The organism is Agromyces cucurbitae, from assembly GCF_058349945.1.
Map to the genome: position 1 here is coordinate 1166241 of NZ_JBYRES010000001.1, position 17597 is coordinate 1183837.

Annotated in this window: 21 protein-coding genes; 12 read left to right on the top strand and 9 right to left on the bottom strand. The window is 71.1% G+C overall.

Annotated elements, in window-relative coordinates; genetic code table 11:
- The first annotated feature begins 2 nt into the window (after nt 1-2).
- The 4 genes from AC3RJ6_RS05345 (at nt 3) to AC3RJ6_RS05360 (ending at nt 1672) form a co-directional block, all read left to right on the top strand.
- A complete protein-coding gene (locus AC3RJ6_RS05345; RefSeq protein ID WP_491425850.1) occupies nt 3-365 on the top strand; it encodes a DUF6188 family protein in 363 nt (120 codons plus the stop codon).
- Between the two features lie 63 nt (nt 366-428).
- On the top strand, nt 429-551 hold the full coding sequence (locus AC3RJ6_RS05350; RefSeq protein ID WP_491425851.1) for a hypothetical protein: 123 nt from the start codon (nt 429-431) through the stop codon (nt 549-551).
- 381 nt (nt 552-932) lie between these two features.
- The gene (locus AC3RJ6_RS05355; RefSeq protein ID WP_491425852.1) at nt 933-1349 is read left to right on the top strand and encodes a hypothetical protein; all 417 of its coding nucleotides are present in this window, start codon (nt 933-935) and stop codon (nt 1347-1349) included.
- On the top strand, nt 1346-1672 hold the full coding sequence (locus AC3RJ6_RS05360) for a CHY zinc finger protein (RefSeq protein WP_491425853.1): 327 nt from the start codon (nt 1346-1348) through the stop codon (nt 1670-1672). The genes AC3RJ6_RS05355 and AC3RJ6_RS05360 overlap by 4 nt, the downstream gene beginning before the upstream one ends.
- Nucleotides 1673-1744: 72 nt before the next feature.
- Here AC3RJ6_RS05360 and AC3RJ6_RS05365 read toward each other — a convergent pair whose 3' ends face one another.
- The 3 genes from AC3RJ6_RS05365 to AC3RJ6_RS05375 all read right to left on the bottom strand — a co-directional run bounded on the left by AC3RJ6_RS05365 (nt 1745) and on the right by AC3RJ6_RS05375 (nt 3344).
- On the bottom strand, nt 1745-2134 hold the full coding sequence (locus tag AC3RJ6_RS05365) for an MmcQ/YjbR family DNA-binding protein (RefSeq protein WP_491425854.1): 390 nt from the start codon (nt 2132-2134) through the stop codon (nt 1745-1747).
- Nucleotides 2135-2224: 90 nt separating this feature from the next.
- Entirely contained in the window at nt 2225-2902 is a 678-nt protein-coding gene (locus AC3RJ6_RS05370) for an SRPBCC domain-containing protein (RefSeq protein WP_491425855.1), read from the bottom strand.
- A gap of 16 nt (nt 2903-2918) precedes the next feature.
- Nucleotides 2919-3344, bottom strand: a complete 426-nt coding sequence (locus AC3RJ6_RS05375; RefSeq protein ID WP_491425857.1) for an ArsR/SmtB family transcription factor — start codon at nt 3342-3344, stop codon at nt 2919-2921.
- Nucleotides 3345-3413: 69 nt separating this feature from the next.
- Here AC3RJ6_RS05375 and AC3RJ6_RS05380 point away from each other — a divergent pair, with 69 nt between their 5' ends.
- Both AC3RJ6_RS05380 and AC3RJ6_RS05385 read left to right on the top strand, forming a co-directional pair.
- Nucleotides 3414-3998 (top strand): uracil-DNA glycosylase family protein, encoded by a 585-nt coding sequence (locus AC3RJ6_RS05380; RefSeq protein WP_491425858.1) that lies wholly within the window; start codon nt 3414-3416, stop codon nt 3996-3998.
- A gap of 137 nt (nt 3999-4135) precedes the next feature.
- Nucleotides 4136-4777 (top strand): NAD(P)-dependent oxidoreductase, encoded by a 642-nt coding sequence (locus AC3RJ6_RS05385; protein WP_491425860.1) that lies wholly within the window; start codon nt 4136-4138, stop codon nt 4775-4777.
- Here AC3RJ6_RS05385 and AC3RJ6_RS05390 read toward each other — a convergent pair.
- Both AC3RJ6_RS05390 and AC3RJ6_RS05395 read right to left on the bottom strand, forming a co-directional pair.
- Nucleotides 4771-5391, bottom strand: coding sequence for a dihydrofolate reductase family protein (locus AC3RJ6_RS05390; protein ID WP_491425861.1), 621 nt, complete (start codon nt 5389-5391; stop codon nt 4771-4773). The genes AC3RJ6_RS05385 and AC3RJ6_RS05390 overlap by 7 nt on opposite strands.
- 92 nt (nt 5392-5483) lie before the next feature.
- Complete coding sequence (locus AC3RJ6_RS05395; RefSeq protein WP_491425863.1) at nt 5484-6281, bottom strand: SDR family NAD(P)-dependent oxidoreductase; 798 nt, start codon at nt 6279-6281, stop codon at nt 5484-5486.
- 62 nt (nt 6282-6343) lie between these two features.
- Here AC3RJ6_RS05395 and AC3RJ6_RS05400 point away from each other — a divergent pair, with 62 nt between their 5' ends.
- On the top strand, nt 6344-6973 hold the full coding sequence (locus AC3RJ6_RS05400) for a TetR/AcrR family transcriptional regulator (RefSeq protein WP_491425864.1): 630 nt from the start codon (nt 6344-6346) through the stop codon (nt 6971-6973).
- 35 nt (nt 6974-7008) lie between these two features.
- On the opposite strand, the gene AC3RJ6_RS05405 is transcribed toward AC3RJ6_RS05400, so the two are convergent.
- Both AC3RJ6_RS05405 and AC3RJ6_RS05410 read right to left on the bottom strand, forming a co-directional pair.
- The gene (locus AC3RJ6_RS05405) at nt 7009-7416 is read right to left on the bottom strand and encodes a VOC family protein (RefSeq protein ID WP_491425865.1); all 408 of its coding nucleotides are present in this window, start codon (nt 7414-7416) and stop codon (nt 7009-7011) included.
- A gap of 95 nt (nt 7417-7511) precedes the next feature.
- On the bottom strand, nt 7512-9266 hold the full coding sequence (locus tag AC3RJ6_RS05410) for an L-aspartate oxidase (RefSeq protein ID WP_491425866.1): 1755 nt from the start codon (nt 9264-9266) through the stop codon (nt 7512-7514).
- 71 nt (nt 9267-9337) lie between these two features.
- Here AC3RJ6_RS05410 and AC3RJ6_RS05415 point away from each other — a divergent pair, with 71 nt between their 5' ends.
- Nucleotides 9338-10282 carry a LysR family transcriptional regulator gene (locus AC3RJ6_RS05415; protein ID WP_491425867.1) on the top strand — a complete coding sequence of 315 codons (945 nt, stop codon included), beginning with the start codon at nt 9338-9340 and terminating at the stop codon, nt 10280-10282.
- A gap of 72 nt (nt 10283-10354) precedes the next feature.
- Here the strand turns inward: AC3RJ6_RS05415 and AC3RJ6_RS05420 are convergent, their stop codons facing one another.
- Nucleotides 10355-12151 (bottom strand): acyl-CoA dehydrogenase family protein, encoded by a 1797-nt coding sequence (locus tag AC3RJ6_RS05420; RefSeq protein ID WP_491425868.1) that lies wholly within the window; start codon nt 12149-12151, stop codon nt 10355-10357.
- A gap of 167 nt (nt 12152-12318) precedes the next feature.
- Between AC3RJ6_RS05420 and AC3RJ6_RS05425 the strand changes: the two genes are divergently transcribed.
- From AC3RJ6_RS05425 to AC3RJ6_RS05440, 4 genes are read left to right on the top strand one after another with little or no spacing between them, the layout of a single operon-like run.
- On the top strand, nt 12319-13095 hold the full coding sequence (locus AC3RJ6_RS05425) for an electron transfer flavoprotein subunit beta/FixA family protein (protein ID WP_491425869.1): 777 nt from the start codon (nt 12319-12321) through the stop codon (nt 13093-13095).
- 10 nt (nt 13096-13105) lie between these two features.
- Nucleotides 13106-14092, top strand: coding sequence for an electron transfer flavoprotein subunit alpha/FixB family protein (locus AC3RJ6_RS05430; protein WP_491425870.1), 987 nt, complete (start codon nt 13106-13108; stop codon nt 14090-14092).
- 6 nt (nt 14093-14098) lie between these two features.
- A complete protein-coding gene (locus tag AC3RJ6_RS05435) occupies nt 14099-15739 on the top strand; it encodes a cytochrome b/b6 domain-containing protein (protein WP_491425871.1) in 1641 nt (546 codons plus the stop codon).
- A 1-nt stretch (nt 15740) separates the two neighbouring features.
- A complete protein-coding gene (locus AC3RJ6_RS05440) occupies nt 15741-16325 on the top strand; it encodes a TetR/AcrR family transcriptional regulator (protein WP_491425872.1) in 585 nt (194 codons plus the stop codon).
- Between the two features lie 19 nt (nt 16326-16344).
- On the opposite strand, the gene AC3RJ6_RS05445 is transcribed toward AC3RJ6_RS05440, so the two are convergent.
- The gene (locus tag AC3RJ6_RS05445; RefSeq protein WP_491425874.1) at nt 16345-17487 is read right to left on the bottom strand and encodes an acyl-CoA dehydrogenase family protein; all 1143 of its coding nucleotides are present in this window, start codon (nt 17485-17487) and stop codon (nt 16345-16347) included.
- Nucleotides 17488-17597: the final 110 nt, after the last annotated feature.

Below are 17597 nucleotides of genomic sequence, written 5' to 3' on the forward strand. Positions count from 1 at the left end.
TCATGAGACTTGAAATCGGCGGGCGGATTGAGAAACTCGATGTTGCAAACATCATCACCATCGTCCTTCAGTCCGGTGCTGAACTACAGATCGAAGGCGCAATTGAGTACCGCTCTCCCAGCGAACCAATCACCCGGATCGACCCGGAGCACTTCCCGACTGCTCGCACGCTGAAGGCCCTACGCGGCCAGTCGCTCGTGGGAGCAGCAGTTGCCGCTGACGGTCGGCTCGAACTGACCTTCGCGAGTGGCGCAGCTGTGGTCGTCGCACCTGACCCGGACTATGAAGCTTGGAGCGTTGTCTGGCCGACCGGAAGGCGGATCGTTTGCCTTCCGGGCGGCGATCTGGCGCCCTGGTCGAAGTAGCCGACTGTGTGGGACGGTCTCGAGTCGAGAATTGAGGTCACGCCAGACCCTGACGATCGTCACGTGCTCGCCGCAGCGATCGTGTCCAGCGCGGATGCCATCATGACGGCGAACCTCCGCGATTTCCCGAGCGACCTCAGTGATCGCTTCGGGGTTGAGGCCATCAGCTCCGACGACTTCCGATAGTTGTGCCGCTCGACATCGTCAGATGGTATCCGGGCAGTCCGTGGCCGCCAAACGTAGAATTGGGGCCGTGCGATTCGTCCGCCGAGCGGACTTCGGCGGCGCAAGCTGCGAATGGCACGCAGGTGGCACGAGCAAACAACGCTGCCGTAGGTTCCGCGGAATTTCGGGCAACACGGCCCCGCAGGTAAGAACTGGGACTTCTAGGGTTCGGTTGCTTTCGAACAACCCGAGGGGTGGATGCCGCGAGGCATCCACCCCTCGTCGTCGCACTGCGACGGGCTCGGGGAGATATGACGTCGGTGCGCCTCCGCGGAGGCTCGCCACGATAGGTTCGACTCGCACCGAGTCCGACGGCCGCACGCCGATCGAGGAGAGGGAGCCGTGGGGAGATCGAATGCTCGTCGTCGCAAGAAGCGCACGAAGCGAGTCGCAGCCGCGGTCAACCGCGCGCCCGTGAGGCGCCCCCGCTTCCAACTCATCTACAAGGGCGACCCCGCGCGGTCGATCTATCTCGTGTCGGGCGCGGTGTTCCTCGTGGGACTCGCGCTCATCCTGCTCGAGATCATCGTCTTCGGCGTCATCTTCGGCGCACCCGACTGGGTGTACCCGCCGATGTGGGTGACGGTCGTCGTATGGATCCTCGGCACCCTGACGATGTGCACCATGATGATCGTCGAAGTGATCCTCCGATTGCGAGGCAAGCCCGCCACCTTCGGAATCGCCACGATCGGCGGACGCTACATCGGTGACGTGCGGCCAGACGCCGACGAGCTCGAACACGGCTCGGGGACGCCGTGAGGCCGCTCGTGCGCGGGGCGGTCGTCGATGCCGAAACCCGCTGCGTTCACTACCGAACCGATCTCGACGTCATCGCCGTCAAGTTCGCGTGCTGCGGCGACTTCTATCCCTGTCATCTCTGTCACAGCGAGGCCGTTGATCATCCGGCTGCCCAGTGGCCGACCGAGGAATTTCAGGAACGGGCGGTGCTCTGCGGAGTGTGCGGAACGCTGCTGACCATCGCCGAGTATGCCGACGCGCACGCGTGTCCGTCTTGCGCGGCGCCGTTCAACCCCGGTTGCAAACTGCACTGGGATCTCTACTTCCGCGTCCCGCTCGGCTGATCGATCCCGCACGGAGTTCACCCAAGACGACGACTGGAGCTCTCGGAGGAGTCAGCTCCCCGCGGGGCTCGACTACGCGTCTTCGCCGAAGAACTCGCGCCGCAGGTACTTCGGAGCCTGCACGCGCCACGCCTCGGTCACGAGCTCGGCGAGGTGGTCGGCGTCGATGCGCGCCATGCGGAACGCGATCTTCGGCTCGCCCCAGCGCGTCGTCGCACCGAGGAAGACGTCGGGCTCCATCTCGCGGAGGGCCAGCGCATCGACCGGATCGGCGACCTTCACCCCGACCACGAGCTCGGCCGCGATGATCTCGCGCAGGTCGTCGGGAATGCTCGGCCACGGGTGGCACTCCCACGCGTAGAGCTTGCCGCGCACGAACCAGGCCGCGCCGCCGGTCGTCGCCCGCTCTTCGCTGCCCGGCAGCCGGGCGGCGGCGCGGCGCACATCGTCGAGGTCGGGCACGATGCGAGCCTAGGCCGGACATCCGACACGGGCCGCGCACCGGCCCGCTCCGCCGGGCGCGGACCGGTCGATCCGGCGACGCCGGTCCGCTCACTCCATCTCGGGCGCCGGCGCCTCCCCGGTGTACGCCGCGTAGGTGCGATCGGCCGCCCCCTTCGCGACCTCGGCCGCGACCCCGTCGCGTTCGTGGGCGGCTGCCCACGCGTCGGCCGAACGGCGCATGAAGTTCTTGCCCTCGTCGGAGGCGACCCAGGCTGCCGCCTCCTCGGGCGCGATGCCGTCGTCGCCGCCCGAGAAGTGCAGGGCGAGGCCGAGGAGTCCCTGGTCCCACCCGATGCCGGTCGCCGACGGACCGAACTGCTCCCACATGCCGTCGGGCAGGCTCGCCGCCGTGGCGACGTTCTCGAGCTCGAAACGCGTGTGCGAGGCATCCACCTCGATCAGGCGCACGCTCACGACGGCCGGTTCGCCGGGGCCCATGCCCCAGGTGATCGAATAGCCGGCCGCGCCGTCGCGCGGCGGCTCGCAGGTGCGGATCTCGCCGCCCGCGTTGCCCTCCAGCTGGTAGCGGCCGCCGAGGCGCAGGTCGCCCGAGACCGGCAGGAACCAGCGGGGAATGCGCTCGGCGCTCGTCACCGCGTCCCACACGTCGTCGATGGGGGAGGGGTAGGTCTGGGTGAGCAACTGCACGTACGTGCGCTCGCCGTCGACCTCCTTCGTCTCGATGCTGCGCGTGACGGCGTCGAGCTGGGCGTTCACGTCAACCATGTCGGTACTCCTTCGTTCAGTCGTCGTACGGGTCGTTGCCGGTGTCGTTGTGGGGCGGTCGGGCCGGTGCGGATGCCCCTGGCGAGGCATCCGCGGCCGGCTTCGTCGCGGCGGCCTTGCGCTGCGCGAGGCGCCCGCGCGCGAGCTCGGTGCCGAGGGCGTCGAGCTTCGGCTGCCAGAACCGCCGGAAGTGGTCGAACCAGGCGTCGGCCTGCGCGAGCGGTGCGGGGTCGACGGCGTAGAGCCGACGTGCCCCCTCGGGGCGCACGGTGACGAACCCCGACTCGCGCAGCACGCGGAGGTGCTGCGAGACCGCCGGCTGCGAGATGCCGAACTCGGCCTGGATCACCCCGCCGACCTCGCCGGCAGATGACTCGCCGTCGGCGATCAGTTCGAGAATGCGCCGGCGAACCGGATCCCCGAGGACATCGAGCGCGTGCATGATGCCAATATTTGCATCGAGACTTATATAAGTCAAGCATTAAATAATTGGACGTAGTCTGGAGCGACCATGACCGACGAGATCGAGCAGATCCGCGGCGCGATCGCCGCCGACCCCGAGAACGCGCAGTTCACCGCGCTCGGCTGGCTGCCGGTGTTCGCCGCGTCGCCCGAGTCGCGCGTGCTGCTCATCGGCCAGGCGCCGGGGCGGCGCGCGCAGGAGTCGGGCATCCCGTGGAACGACGCGAGCGGCGACACCCTGACGCGCTGGCTCGGCGTCGACCGCGAGACGTTCCACGACCCGAGTGCGTTCGCGATCGTGCCGATGGACTTCTACTTCCCGGGCAAGGCCGCCTCGGGCGACCTGCCGCCGCGGCGAGGAATCGCGGCCAGATGGCATCCGCCGCTCCTGGAGCAGCTCGTGAACCTGCGGCTGACGGTGCTCGTCGGCGCGCACGCCCAGCGTGCGTACCTGCCGGGCCGGCTGCCCACCCTCACCGAGACGGTCCGGCACTGGCGCGACTACGGGCCCGGCGTCTTCCCCGTCGTGCACCCCTCGCCGCGCAACATCGCCTGGCAGCAGCGCAACCCGTGGTTCGAGGCCGAGACGGTGCCCGAGCTGCGCGCCGCGGTCGCCGCCGCGCTCGGCCGCTGACCGGCCATCGGCAGCCGCACGCGACGCATGGCGGTGCGCGGCGACGCATGGCAACGCCGCGCAACACCGGAATTCTGCGCGCCCCGCCGCGTTGAACCCCCTGGATGCCGCCACCGTGGCGGCCGAAGGAGTGAAGCATGGCCCGCATCGTCGTCATCGGAGGCACCGGATACGCCGGAGGACACATCGCCGCGGAGGCCGCCGCCCGTGGCCACGACGTCGTGTCGGTGGCGCGCAACGAGCCGGCCGAGAAGGTCGACGGCGTCGACTACGTGCAGGGCTCGATCCTCGAGCTCGACGGGCTCGCCGCCCAGCTCGACGGTGCCGATGCGGTGATCTCGGCGGTCGCGCCTCGCGGTGACATGACGGATGCGGTGCCCGGCGCGCTCAAGGAGCTCGCCGACCGGTTGACCGGCACCCCCACCCGCCTCGGCGTCGTGGGCGGCGCGATGGGCAGCCTCTCGGCTCCCGGCGGTCCCAGCCTCTTCGAACTCGGCGTGCCCGAGCAGTACCGTCACGAGGCGGCGGTCGGCGTCGAGTCGCTCGACCTGCTGCGGGCGAGCGAACCCGGCCTCGACTGGTTCCTCGTGCACCCGCCGAAGGTCTTCGGCTCGTGGGAGCCCGGCGAGCGCACCGGCTCGTACCGCGACGGCGGCGAGGTCTTCGTGCAGGCCGAGGACGGCAGCTCGTACATCTCGGGCGCCGACTTCGGCATCGCGGTCGTCGACGAGGTCGAGAGCGGCAAGCACCGTCGCGAGCGCTTCACCGTCGGCTACTGATCATGCGCTGACGAGGCGGATGCCGCCGGTTGCGGCTTCACGACGCGGAAACGCAGGTGCGTCGCGGCATCCGTCTCGATCGCCTGGATGCGTTCGAGACGGACGTGCCGATCGAGCCAGGATGCCTCGAAGAGCGGCGTGCCGCTGCCGAAGAGCACCGGCACGATGTGGAGCGAGATCTCGTCCACGAGCCCCTCGCGAAGGTACTGCCGTGCGAGGTCGGCCCCTCCCATGATGCCGACGTCCTTCTCGCCCGCGGTCGCGCGCGCGGCGTCGAGCGCCGAGCGGATGTCGCCGGCGAACGTGTAGACACCGCCATCGGGCACGTCGTCGGGCGTGCTGTGACTGACGACCTGCAGCGGGACGCGGGCCGGCCCGGTCGGGCCGTCGGCCGCCCACCATTTGATCGAGTTGTCGTAGGTGCGGCGTCCGCAGATGACGGCGCCGAGACGTGCGCCCGCCTGCTCGAGCAGTTCTCGATCACGATCACCACCCCCGAAGGCCCAGTCGTGCAGCACCTCCCCACCGATACCCATGCCCTCGTCGGGGGTCATGCCGCTCGCTGCGATGAAACCGTCGAGCGAGATGCTGATGTCGAAGACGACCGTGCTCATGATGTGCTCCTCTCGGGATCGTGCTTCTACTCGGGCGTCGAACGGGCACGACCTCGATCGACACTCGACGGCGACGAGTGAACGAGTGGCGCTCAGCGCGGCGGCCCGGTGACCACCCGGCCGCTCGCCGCGAGCACGACGCGTCGCGGCATGAACCCGACGAGCGCGCTCGTGATCGCGTTCGCGCGGCCGCCGACGACGCTCGGCGGCGTGCGTCGCCGGTCGAGGCGGTTCAGTGCGAGCGACACGACCTGCTCGGGTGTCTGGAATCTGCCGACGGAGGCATCTTCGGTGCCGACGACATCGAAGAACTCGGTTCGCGTCGCACCGGGGCTGACCGTGAGCACGCGCAGCCCCGACTCGCGGGTCTCGTACGCGATGGCCTCGGTGAAGCTCAGCACGAACGCCTTCGTCGCGCCGTAGACCGCCATGTCGGGGCACGGCTGGTACGCCGCGGTGCTCGCGATGTTCACGAGTGCGCCCCGCCCGTCGTGCACGAGGTCGGGCAGGAACTCGCGCGTGATCGCGACGAGCGCGGCGACGTTCACCTGCACCATCTCGGCGATGCGGGCGGCGTCGGCCGTGGCGAGCGGCCCCTTCATGCCGAAGCCCGCGTTGTTGACGAGGGTCTGAATGCGGATGCCTCGGGCCTCGAGCTCTTCGCGGAGCTTCGTCGCGGCATCGGGCCGGGCGAGGTCGAGGGCGATGGGCGTCGCGCGAACGCCGTGCTCGGCCTCGATGCGTGCGGCGAGCTCGCGCAGGCGATCCTCGCGCCGGGCGACGAGCACGACGTCGGCGCCGCGGCCGGCGAGCATCGTCGCGAACGCGGCGCCGAGGCCCGAGCTCGCGCCGGTGATGAGGGCGGTCGTGCGGTGGAAGTCGATGGTCATGTCCGCAAATGTAGACAGTGACAGCATTGTTGTCAATGTCTACTTTCGGATAGGGTGCAAGAGTGACCGAACGCGCGTACCACCACGGCAACCTGCGCCAGGCCCTGCTCGAGCGCGCCTGGGCGACGATCGACGAGGAGGGGCTCGACGCGTTGTCGATGCGCGGGCTCGCGCGCGAGGTCGGCGTCAGCCACGGGGCATCCGCGCGTCATTTCGCCGATCGCACCGCACTGCTCGACGCCGTCGCGATCACCGGTTTCGAGCGCATGAACGCCGCGCTCGCCGAGGCGGCCGCCGGCGAGGCGACCTTCGCCGCGCAGTTGCGCGCCGCCGGCCTCGCGTACATCGGATTCGCGGTCGAGCACCCGGCGATCCTCGACCTCATGTACAAGGCGAAGCACCACCCCGAGGCATCCGATGAGCTCGTCGGACTCGGCCGTGCGAGCATGGCCGCCGTCGTCGCCCTCGTGGCCGCGGCGCAGGCGCGAGGCGAGACCGCGCCGGGCGACGTCGAACGCCAGGCGCTCGTGATCTTCGCCGCGGTGCACGGCGTCGCCGCGCTCGCGACCGACGACCTGCTCGACGGCGTCGACTGGCGGGATGCCGCGCACGCGACCCTCGAGGCCGTGCTCGGTGCGCTCACCGCCGGCGCCGGCGTCGGCGACCCCCGCGGGGCCTCCGCCTCGCGCTGACGACGGCCGGTCGGTGCCGCCGATGCCGGATCGGGTCAGCCTGCGGCGTTCTCGCGGGGCGGGTTGTGCATGAACTCGAGGCGGATGCCGTTGTCCTCCTCGACGAACGACGCGTAGTAGCGCTCGTTGAAGCGCGGGTACGGCTTCGGGTCGCGCACCGCGGTCCAGCCCGCGTCCATCGCGATCGCGTGCAGGCGGTCGACCTCATCGCGCGACTCGACGGCGAAGGCGAGGTGCTGCCACCCCACCCGGCCGTGCCGGTGCGGCCCGGTGCCCGGTTCGCGGGCGGGGAACAGGATCAGCTCCTCCTCGCCCAGGTACCACGACACGCTGCCGTCGCCGTCCTGTCGCGTGCAGCCGAGCGCCTGCATGACGGGGTCGAACTGGGCGATCGAACGGGGCAGGTCCTCGACGCTGAGGCCGAGGTGATCGAAGAGGGCCATCACGCCATCGTATGGGCGGCGACGCGCCCGCCGGACACGGCTGAGGGCGGATGCCGGGGAACGACATCCGCCCTCGCGTCTGGGCTCGCCGGGGACTACTCCACGAGCTTGCCGACCGTCGACACCTCGCGCATGAGCGACGCGATCTCCTCGGGGATCGCCGGGATCGACTCGCGCGTGACGCCGGTCTGCGGCGACCACACGAGGTTCACCTGCAGCGACTCGTCGATCGACGGGTAGTCGCTGCGGTTGTGGCAGCCTCGGGTCTCTCGCCGCTCCAATGCGGCCTCGAGCGTCGCACGCGCCGCGAGCGCGGCCGACTTGAGGTCGAAGGCGTGCGCGAGGTCTTGATAGCCCGCGATGTCGGGGTGCACGCCGATGCCGGCCATGCGCGCCTCGATCGCGTCGAGCTCGGCGAGGCCGGCCCGCAGGCCCTCCTCGTCGCGCACGACGCCCGCGTGCTCGGTCATGGTGTCGCGGATCGCCCGCTGCAGGGCGCGTACGTTCTCGGCGCCGTCCGACGCGAGCAGGTCGGCGATCTCGTCGCGCGCGACCTGCACCGCGGCGGCCGAGCGCCGCTGCGCCGGCAGGGCGGCCGAGTAGGCCGCTGCGGCCTGGCCGACGATGCGACCGAAGACGAGCAGCTCGATGAGCGAGTTGCCGCCCAGCCGGTTCGCGCCGTGCAGGCCGCTGGATGCCTCGCCGATGGCGTAGAGCCCGGGCACATCGGTGCCGTGGTCGTCGGGGCGGACCCAGACGCCGCCCATCGAGTAGTGCGCGGTCGGCGCGATCTCGATCGGCTGCTGCGTGATGTCGAGCATCTGCAGCTCGAGCATGGTCTGGTAGACGCGGGGGAGCCGCTGCATGATGGTCTCGCGGGGCAGGTGCGAGACGTCGAGCCAGACACCGCCGTTGGGGGTGCCGCGGCCCTCCTTGATCTCGGTGTAGCAGGCGAGCGCCACGCGGTCGCGGGTCGAGAGCTCGAGCCGCTCGGGGTCGTACTTGTGCATGAAGCGCTCGCCGAGGCCGTTGGTGAGGATGCCGCCCTCGCCGCGCGCCGCCTCGGAGATGAGCGTTCCGGCCGCGCTCTCGGGCTCGATGATGCCCGACGGGTGGAACTGCACGAGCTCGGGGTCGCGCACCCGGCCGCCCGCCTCGACGGCGAGGCGCCACGAGTCGCCCGTGTTCTCGTCGCGGCGCGACGACGTGCGCCGCCAGATGCGGTTGTGCCCGCCCGCCGCGAGGATGACGGCGTCGGCGTGGATGAGGTACCGGGTGCCGGTCTCGAGGTCGAAGCCGTAGGCGCCGAACACCGCGCCGTCGTCGTTCACGAGGATGCGCGTGACGTAGACGGTGTCGAGGATGGGGATGTCGAGCTGCACGGCGCGGTTCACGAGCGTGCGCTGGATCTCGAGTCCCGTGTAGTCGCCCGCGAACGCGGTGCGGCGGTACGTGTGGGCGCCGAAGAAGCGCTGCGAGATGCGCCCGTCGGCCTCGCGGGCGAACGGCATGCCGTAGCGCTCCAGATCCTGGATGCCGCGGCCCGCGCCTTTCGTGACGGTCTCGACCGTGCACGGATCGGCGAGCAAGTAGCTCTCCGTGAGGGTGTCGGCGGCGTGCTGCTGCCAGCTGTCGTCGGGGTCCATCGTGGCGAGTGCCGCGTTGATGCCGCCGGCGGCGAGCGAGGTGTGGGCGTCGGACTTGGGGCGCTTGCCGAGGGCGAGCACGTCGACGCCGGCCTCGGCGAGCTCGATGGCCGCGCGCAGGCCCGAGCCGCCGGTGCCGATCACGAGCACGGTCGTCGAGATCCGGCGTTCGGCCGGCAGGGCGGTGGTGGTGGGGGTGGTCATGCGAACGACGGTAGGCGTGTCTCGGCGATTACTCCAATGCATATAAGGAGTAGTCACCATGCGCGTAGAGTATGGATGTGAACCTCGAGCAACTGCAGGGCTTCGTCACGGTCGCCCGCTTCGGCAACTTCACCCGTGCGGCCGAAGAGCTCTACCTCGCCCAGCCCACGCTGAGCCGGCAGATCACCGCGCTCGAGCACGACCTCGGTGCCGAGCTGTTCCGTCGTGCCCGCGGCGGGTCGACCCTCACACCGGCGGGGGAGTCGCTGCTGCCGCTCGCGCGCCGCATGCTCGCCGACGCCGAGTCGGTGCGGCGCGAGCTCGCGGAGCTCGCGGGGCTCGAGCGCGGCCGGGTGCGGCTCGGCGCGACGCCGACGCTCTGCATCAGCCTCGTCACCGAGGTGCTGAGCGTGTTCCACGCCGAGCATCCCGGCATCGACCTGCACCTCTCCGAGCAGGGGTCGCGCCGTCTGCTCGACGAGCTCGTGAGCGGCGAGCTCGACCTCGCGCTCATCACGACCTCCGACGCGACGACGGCCGCCGAGCGCTTCGTCACGACGCCGCTGCTCGTCGAAGAGCTCGTGGTCATCTCATCGGCGGCGCTGCCCCCGGTCACGACCGGCGAGGTGATCGGGCTCGCCCAGGTCGCGGCGCTGCCGCAGATCGTGTTCAGCTCGACCTACGACCTGCGGGGCACGACCGACGCCGCGTTCGCGGCCGCCGGACTCACGCCCGACGTCGTGCTCGAGGGCGCCGAGATGGACGCGGTGCTGCGGTTCGTCGAGCGCGGCCTCGGCGTCGCGATCGTGCCGGCGCTCGTGCTCGTCGATCGTCCGGGGCTGCGCTCGGTTCGGCTCGCGTCGCCGACGCTCGCCCGTACGATCAGCCTCGCACGCCCGGTCGACGTCGAGCCGACCGCGGCGGTCGAGGTCATGCAGCGCACGATCGCCGCCACCGCGCAGGGCTTCGCCGCCCGGGCGGGTGCGACGATGCGGCTCGCCGCGCAGCACCCCTGACCGAAGCGCCCCGGAACAACGACGATGCGCCCGCCCCGGAGGGCGGGCGCATCGTCGTGCGGTCGCGACGCGTCAGACGCGAGCCGCGCGGGCCGCAGCGTCGCCGAGCGCGGCGGCGTCGAGCGCGAAGAGGTCGCGCGAGCCGGCGGTCGCCGCACCGACGAGGCCGGCCGCCTGCGGCAGCAGCTGCTCGGCGTAGAAGCGGGCGAGCGGCAGCTGCGTCTCGGCGATGCCGTCGGCGTCGAGGCCGCGGGCGGCGAGCGCCGACTTCGCGAGCAGCCAGCCGCCGACGACGAGGCCCCAGATGCGCTGGTACGGGGTCGAGCCCGAGAGCACCGCGTTGGGGTCGGTCGCGCCCGTGCGCAGCATCCATGCCGTCGTCTGCTCGAGGGTGTCGAGCTGCTCGCTCAGGTGCGAGCGGATCGAGCCGAACTGCTCGCCGGCCGCGGCCAGCTCGGCGTCGAGCTCGCGCATCGTCGCGATGAACTCGAGCGCGGAGGCACCGTCGCGCACCGGGAGCTTGCGGCCCACGAGGTCGGCGGCCTGGATGCCGTTCGTGCCCTCGTAGATCGCGGCGATGCGCACGTCGCGGTAGTGCTGCGCCGCGCCGGTCTCCTCGATGAAGCCCATGCCGCCGTGGATCTGCAGTGCCAGCGAGGTGAGCTCGTTGCCGAGGTCGGTGCCGAACGACTTGCAGATCGGGGTCAGGAGGCCCACGATCTCATTCGCGCGCGCCCGAACGGCGGGGTCGGGGTTGTGGGTCGACTGGTCGACGTAGGTCGCATTGAGCAGCATCATGCGGCGCATCGCGGCGATGTATGCCTTCTGCGTCATGAGCATGCGGCGCACGTCGGGGAAGTCGATGATGGGCGAGTCCTGCGTCGCGCCGATCGCGCGGCCCTGGACGCGCTCCTGCGCGTAGTCGAGCGACTGCTGGTACGCACGCTCGGAGACGGCGAGGCCCTGGGTGCCGACCGAGAGGCGGGCGCTGTTCATCATGACGAACATGATGCGCATGCCGATGTTCTCGTCGCCGACGAGGTAGCCGGTCGCGTCCTCGTACGAGAGCACGCAGGTCGGCGAGCCGTGGATGCCCATCTTGTGCTCGACGCCGACGGTGTGCACGCCGTTGCGCTCGCCGAGCGAGCCGTCCTCGTTCACGAGGAACTTCGGCACGATGAAGATCGAGATGCCCTTCGTGCCGGCCGGGGCGTCGGGCGTGCGGGCGAGCACGAGGTGCACGATCTGCTCGCTGAGGTCGTGGTCGCCGAAGGTGATGAAGATCTTCTGGCCGGTGATGCCGTACGTGCCGTCCTCGCGCTTGACCGCCTTGGTCGTGAGCGCGCCGACGTCGGAACCGGCGTGCGGCTCGGTGAGGTTCATGGTGCCGGCCCACTCGCCCGACACCATCTTCGGCAGCCACTGCTGCTTCTGCTCGTCGCTGCCGTAGTGCAGCAGGGCCTCGATCGCGCCCTGCGTGAGCAGCGGAGCCAGCGAGAACGCCATGTTGGCGGTCATCATGAGCTCCTGCACCGCGAGGCCGATGGTGCGCGGGAAGTTGCCGCCGCCGTACTCCTCGGGCAGCGGCACCGAGCCCCAGCCCGCGTCGACGTACGCCGAGTAGGCCTCCTTGAAGCCGGTCGCGGTCGTCACGGTGCCGTCGGGGTTCAGCGTCGAACCCTCCAGGTCGCCGGCGCGGTTGGTGGGGGCCACGACCTCGGCCATGAAGCTGCCGACCTCGTCGAGCACTTCGGAGACCGTCTCGAGGTCGGCGTGCTCGAATCCGGGCAGCTGCGCGACGGCGTCGTAGTCGACGACGTGCTCCAGGGCGAAGGCGATATCTGCAACAGGGGGTCGGAATGCGGTCATGCCCGCAGCGTAACCTCGCACCTCGCGCGCGGGAGCGCGAACTGTGGACACCCTACGAACCGTCTCATGATGGATGCGGCGAAACTAGCGGCATCCCACAAGAACCACCGCGACCTCGGCAAGCAAGTGCTTGGTTAGGATGGAGCGAACCGTGTCGAAGGAGCGGAATGAAGATCGTCGTCCTGGTCAAAGAGGTGCCCGACACGTACGGGGACCGCAAACTGAACCTGCAGACCGGCCTCGCCGACCGCGGGGCGAGCGAGACGGTGCTCGACGAGATCGGCGAGCGCGCACTCGAGGTGGCCCTCTCGTACGCCGACGCGAACGCCGGCACCGAGGTGGTCGTGCTCTCGATGTCGCCCGAGGCGGCGGCGGCGACCGTGCGCAAGGGGCTCGCGATGGGTGCGTCGTCGGCCGTGCACGTCGTCGACGAGGCGCTGGTCGGGGCCGACCTCGGCCTCACGGCCGAAGTGCTCGCCGCGGCGCTGCAGCGCATCGGGTTCGACCTCGTGATCACGGGCAACGAATCGACCGACGGATCGGGCGGCGTGCTGCCCGCGATGATCGCCGAGCTGCTCGACCTGCCGAACGCGACGAGCCTCAACTCGGTCGAGATCACCGACGCCGAGGTGCGCGGTGAGCGCGCGAGCGACGACGCCACGATGCAGGTCACGGCCCAGCTGCCCGCGGTGATCTCGATCACCGAGCGCCTGCCCGACGCCCGCTTCCCGAACTTCAAGGGCATCATGGCCGCGAAGAAGAAGCCCTTCGAGACGCTCTCGCTCGCCGACCTCGGCGTCGACGCCGACACCACCGACGCCGCGCGCTCGATCATGATCTCGCTCGCCGAGAAGCCCCCGCGCACGGCGGGCACCAAGATCGTCGACGAGGGCGACGCCGGCGAGCAGCTCGCCGACTTCCTCGTCCAGAACCGGCTCGCGTAAGGGGACCGAGATGACTGACTACAAGGCCGACTCGATCCTCGTGCTCGTCGAACTGACCCCCGCGGGTGAGCTCGCCAAGAGTGCCGCGGGCCTCCTCGGCGCCGCGGCCGGCGTCGGCACCCCCGTCGCCCTGCTCGTCGCCGCGCCGGGTGCCGGCGAGCAGGCCGCGGCGGATGCCGCCGCGCTCGGCGCGACCCACGTGCTCGTCGCCGAGCCCGCCGAGGCGGGTGCGCGGCTGACGGTGCCCGCCGCCGACGCACTCGCGGCCGCCGCCGACCTCGTGCGTCCCGATGCCGTGCTCGTCTCGAACTCGATCGAGGGTCGCGAGATCGCCGCACGGTTCGCCGCCCGCTCGCGCGCGGGGCTCGCAGTCGACGCCGTCGCGGTCTCGCGCGACGACGAGGGCGTCGTGGCCCACCACTCGGTCTACGGCGGCGCCTACAACGTCGACTCGGCGGTCACCTGGGGCGCTCCCGTGATCACCGTGCGCCAAGGCGCTGTCGATGCCCGCGCCAAGGGGCAGCCCGCCTCGGTCGAGCGGATCGCGGTCGAGGCCTCGGGTCGCCGCGCGGCCACGATCGAGAGCGTCGAGGCCGCCGTCGTGACGTCGTCGCGCCCCGAGCTGCGCGGCGCCGCGAAGGTCGTCTCCGGCGGTCGCGGGCTCGGCTCGGCCGACCGGTTCGCGCTCGTCGACCAGCTCGCCGACGTGCTCGGCGCGGCGGTGGGCGCCTCGCGCGCCGCGGTCGACGCCGGCTACGTGCCGCAGTCGTACCAGGTCGGCCAGACCGGTGTCTCGGTGTCGCCGCAGCTCTACATCGCGCTCGGCATCTCGGGGGCGATCCAGCACCGCGCCGGCATGCAGACCGCGAAGACGATCGTCGCGATCAACAAGGACGCCGACGCCCCGATCTTCGAGATCGCCGACTTCGGCATCGTGGGCGACCTGTTCACGGTCGTGCCGCAGCTGATCTCCGCGCTCGAGGCGCGGAAGGCGTAACTCGCGATGGCGACGTACGGGCGAACGACACGGCAGGGACTGCCCCGCATTCCCGGCGGCGAGCCCTGGCCCCCTGCCGGCGAGGTCGCGATCGCGACGGTGGCGACGGATGCCGCGGCCGAGGTCGTCGCGACGGCCGCTGCACCGACCGAGACGGCGATGACGGTGCCCGCCGAGACCACCGCGGCCGTGACGCCGGCGGCCGCCCCGACCGCCGCCGTCACGGCGCCGGCGGCTGCCGCAGCATCGACGCGGTCGATCCGGCGCGGCCTGCCGCGCGTACCCGGCGGCGAACCGTGGCCGGCCGCCGCGACGGTGCCGGCGGCCGAAGCCGTCGTCGCGGCTCCCGCGGCGGACCTCGCGCCGGCTGCAGCCGCACCCGCCGCACCCGCCTCGCCGGTCGCCGCAGCCGCCCCCGCGGCGCGCGCGGCCACGACCGCCCCGAGTGCCGGCGGCATCGCCCTGCGTCGCGGACTGCCCCGCACACCCGACGGCGAACCCTGGCCGCCCGCCGGCACGGCACCCGCTCGACCCGAACGCGTCGCCGAGCCAGTCGTCGCCGCGCCCGAACCGGTGGCCGCGCCCGAACCGGTGGCCGCGCCCGAACCCGTCGCGACCCCCGCACCGGCACCGGCACCCGCACCGGCCCCGGCACCGGCGCCGCGCCCCGCACCCGCGGCGCGGCCCCGGCGAGCGGCGCCGGTCGCGGCATCCGCACCGCCCGTCGCCGAACCGTGGCCGAAGCTGTACGGGCCGTTCTCGCGGGCCGAATGGGCTGCCGTACTCGTGATCGGCGGCTTCGGCCTGCTGCTCGCGGGCACCGGCGTCGTGGTCGTCGTGAACTGGCTGCTCGCCACCGCGCCGATGCAGGAGTTCCTCGCGGCCTACCCGGGCGAGTACCACCTGCCCGAGACGGCGCCGATCGGCATTCCGGCGTGGCTCGGCTGGCAGCACTTCTTCAACGTGTTCCTGATCGTGCTCATCATCCGCTCGGGTCTGCAGGTGCGCACCCAGAAGCGGCCGACCGCGTTCTGGACCCCGCGCTGGAACGCGAAGCGCAAGATCAGCCTCGCCCTGTGGTTCCACCAGTCGCTCGACATCCTGTGGCTCGTCAACGGCGTCGTGTTCGTCGTGCTGCTGTTCGTCACCGGGCAGTGGATGCGCATCGTGCCGACGAGCTGGGAGGTCTTCCCGAACGCGATCTCGGCGCTGCTGCAGTACCTCTCGCTCGACTGGCCGACCGAGAACGGCTGGGTCAACTACAACAGCCTGCAGCAGCTCGCCTACTTCGCGACCGTCTTCATCGCGGCGCCGCTCGCGGCGATCACGGGCGTGCGCATGTCGGGCATCTGGCCGAAGAACGCGAAGACGCTCAATCGCATCTACCCGGTCGAGTGGGCGCGTGCCGTGCACTTCCCGGTGATGCTCTACTTCGTGGCGTTCATCGTCGTGCACGTCGGACTCGTCCTCGCGACCGGGGTGCTGCGCAACCTCAACCACATGTACGCGAGCCAGGACGAGGTGAGCTGGACCGGCTTCTGGATCTTCGCCGCGTCGCTCGTCGTGATCGCGGTGGCCTGGATCGCCGCACGGCCGCTCGTGCTGGCGCCCATCGCGCGGCTGTTCGGCAAGGTCTCGGGGCGCTGACGTGGGCGACGGTACGGGCCGGCGCGAGGAGATCATCGCGATCGCGCGGCGCCAGATCGCCTCGCGCGGGTACTCGTCGACGACTGTGCGCGACATCGCCGACGAAGCCGGCATCCTCTCGGGCAGCCTGTACCACCACTTCGCGTCGAAGGAAGCGGTGCTGCAGGAGATCCTGCGCACGTTCATGGACGAGACGCTCGCGCAGTTCGAACGCATCGTCGCGAGCTCGGGCGGCTACCGCAGCCATCTCGACCAGCTCATCGAGCACGCGTTCCTCACGATCGAGGCACGCCCCGACGACGTGCGCATCTACCAGAACGAGACCGGGTTCCTGATGACCCAGCCCGGGTTCGAATTCCTCGTCGACGGTGCGGCGCGCATCGAGGAGCTCTGGCTGGAGCAGATCGTCGCCGGCCAGCGCGACGGCGTCTTCCGCGACACGATCGATCCCCGGCTCGCGTTCCGGTTCATCCGCGACGCGGTCTGGTCGACGGTGTTCTGGTACCGCCCCGGCGGCAGCCACACGGCGGCGAGCGTCAGTGAGAACTACCTCGAGCTGCTGCACTCGGGGCTGCTCGCCGACTGACGACGCCCGGTTCGGCGGCTCAGCGACCGCCGAGCAGGCGCCGGGCGATGATGAGGCGCATGACCTCGTTCGTGCCCTCGAGGATGCGGTGCACGCGCAGGTCGCGCACGACGCGCTCGAGGCCGAAGTCGGAGAGATAGCCGTAGCCGCCGTGCAGCTGCAGCGCGCCGTCGGCCACGGTGAACGCGGCGTCGGTCGCGAACCGCTTCGCCATCGCGCACCTCGCGGTGGCGTCGGGGGCGTGCTCGTCGAGCGCGGTCGCCGCGTCGTGCACCATGAGGCGCGCGGCATGGAGCTCGGTGGCGAGGTCGGCGAGCGTGAAGCGCACCGCCTCGTGCTCGGCGAGCGGCTGCCCGAACGCCTCGCGCTCCTGCACGTGCCGGAGGGCTCGATCGAGCGCCCACTGCGCCCCGCCGAGGGAACAGGCGGCGATGTTCACGCGACCGCCGTCGAGCCCCGACAGGGCGATCGCGAACCCGCCGCCCTCGTCGCCGAGCCGGTGGTCGACGGGCACCCGCACGTCGTCGAGCACGACCTGCCGGGTGGGCTGGGCGCGCCACCCCATCTTGCGCTCGTCGGGTCCGAACGAGAGGCCGGATGCCTCGGCCGGAACGACGAACGCGCTGATACCCCGTGGTCCGGGCTCGCCGGTGCGGGCGAAGACGAGGTACACGGCTGACGAGCCCGCCCCCGAGATGAACTGCTTCACCCCGTTCAGCACGTAGTCGTCGCCGACACGGCGGGCGGACGTCGTGATCGCCGCGGCATCCGACCCGGCCGACGGCTCGGTCAGGCAGTAGCTGCCGCGGGCGACGAGCGAGGTGAGCCCCGGCAGCCAGCGGTCGCGCTGGGCGGGATCGCCGTACCGGTCGATCATCCACGCGACCATGTTGTGGATCGAGAGGTACGCCGCGATCGTGGTGTCGCCCTTGGCCAGCTCCTCGTACACGAGCGTCGCGGTCAGCCGGTCGAGGGCCGAGCCGCCCACGTCCTCGCCGACGTAGACGCCGCCGAGGCCGAGCCGGCCGGCGTGCTCGAGCGCATCCGTCGGGAACGTCTCGGTGCGGTCGCGGTCGTTCGCGAACGGGGCGAGCTCGGCGGTCGTGAACTCGCGCACGGCGTCGACGATCGCGCGCTGGTCTTCGGTGAGTGCGTTCGACATGGCCGCAGCCCTTCTTCGTGCCGACGCGGCCGAGCCTATCCGCTCGCGGTGCGCCGTCGCGAGGGGTGGACGCGGGACGCCTGTGGAGAATTCCGTGCGGGAGTCGCCCG

Excerpts from the sequence above, each read along its gene's own strand:
- AC3RJ6_RS05390 (WP_491425861.1), bottom strand. The coding sequence starts at position 5,391 with ATGAGCACGGTCGTCTTCGACATCAGCATCTCGCTCGACGGTTTCATC.
- AC3RJ6_RS05445 (WP_491425874.1), bottom strand. The coding sequence starts at position 17,487 with ATGTCGAACGCACTCACCGAAGACCAGCGCGCGATCGTCGACGCCGTG.
- AC3RJ6_RS05405 (WP_491425865.1), bottom strand. The coding sequence starts at position 7,416 with ATGGCCCTCTTCGATCACCTCGGCCTCAGCGTCGAGGACCTGCCCCGT.
- AC3RJ6_RS05425 (WP_491425869.1), top strand. The coding sequence starts at position 12,319 with ATGAAGATCGTCGTCCTGGTCAAAGAGGTGCCCGACACGTACGGGGAC.
- AC3RJ6_RS05370 (WP_491425855.1), bottom strand. The coding sequence starts at position 2,902 with ATGGTTGACGTGAACGCCCAGCTCGACGCCGTCACGCGCAGCATCGAG.
- AC3RJ6_RS05420 (WP_491425868.1), bottom strand. The coding sequence starts at position 12,151 with ATGACCGCATTCCGACCCCCTGTTGCAGATATCGCCTTCGCCCTGGAG.
- AC3RJ6_RS05375 (WP_491425857.1), bottom strand. The coding sequence starts at position 3,344 with ATGCACGCGCTCGATGTCCTCGGGGATCCGGTTCGCCGGCGCATTCTC.
- AC3RJ6_RS05345 (WP_491425850.1), top strand. The coding sequence starts at position 3 with ATGAGACTTGAAATCGGCGGGCGGATTGAGAAACTCGATGTTGCAAAC.
- AC3RJ6_RS05430 (WP_491425870.1), top strand. The coding sequence starts at position 13,106 with ATGACTGACTACAAGGCCGACTCGATCCTCGTGCTCGTCGAACTGACC.
- AC3RJ6_RS05410 (WP_491425866.1), bottom strand. The coding sequence starts at position 9,266 with ATGACCACCCCCACCACCACCGCCCTGCCGGCCGAACGCCGGATCTCG.
- AC3RJ6_RS05435 (WP_491425871.1), top strand. The coding sequence starts at position 14,099 with ATGGCGACGTACGGGCGAACGACACGGCAGGGACTGCCCCGCATTCCC.
- AC3RJ6_RS05380 (WP_491425858.1), top strand. The coding sequence starts at position 3,414 with ATGACCGACGAGATCGAGCAGATCCGCGGCGCGATCGCCGCCGACCCC.
- AC3RJ6_RS05415 (WP_491425867.1), top strand. The coding sequence starts at position 9,338 with ATGGATGTGAACCTCGAGCAACTGCAGGGCTTCGTCACGGTCGCCCGC.
- AC3RJ6_RS05395 (WP_491425863.1), bottom strand. The coding sequence starts at position 6,281 with ATGACCATCGACTTCCACCGCACGACCGCCCTCATCACCGGCGCGAGC.
- AC3RJ6_RS05385 (WP_491425860.1), top strand. The coding sequence starts at position 4,136 with ATGGCCCGCATCGTCGTCATCGGAGGCACCGGATACGCCGGAGGACAC.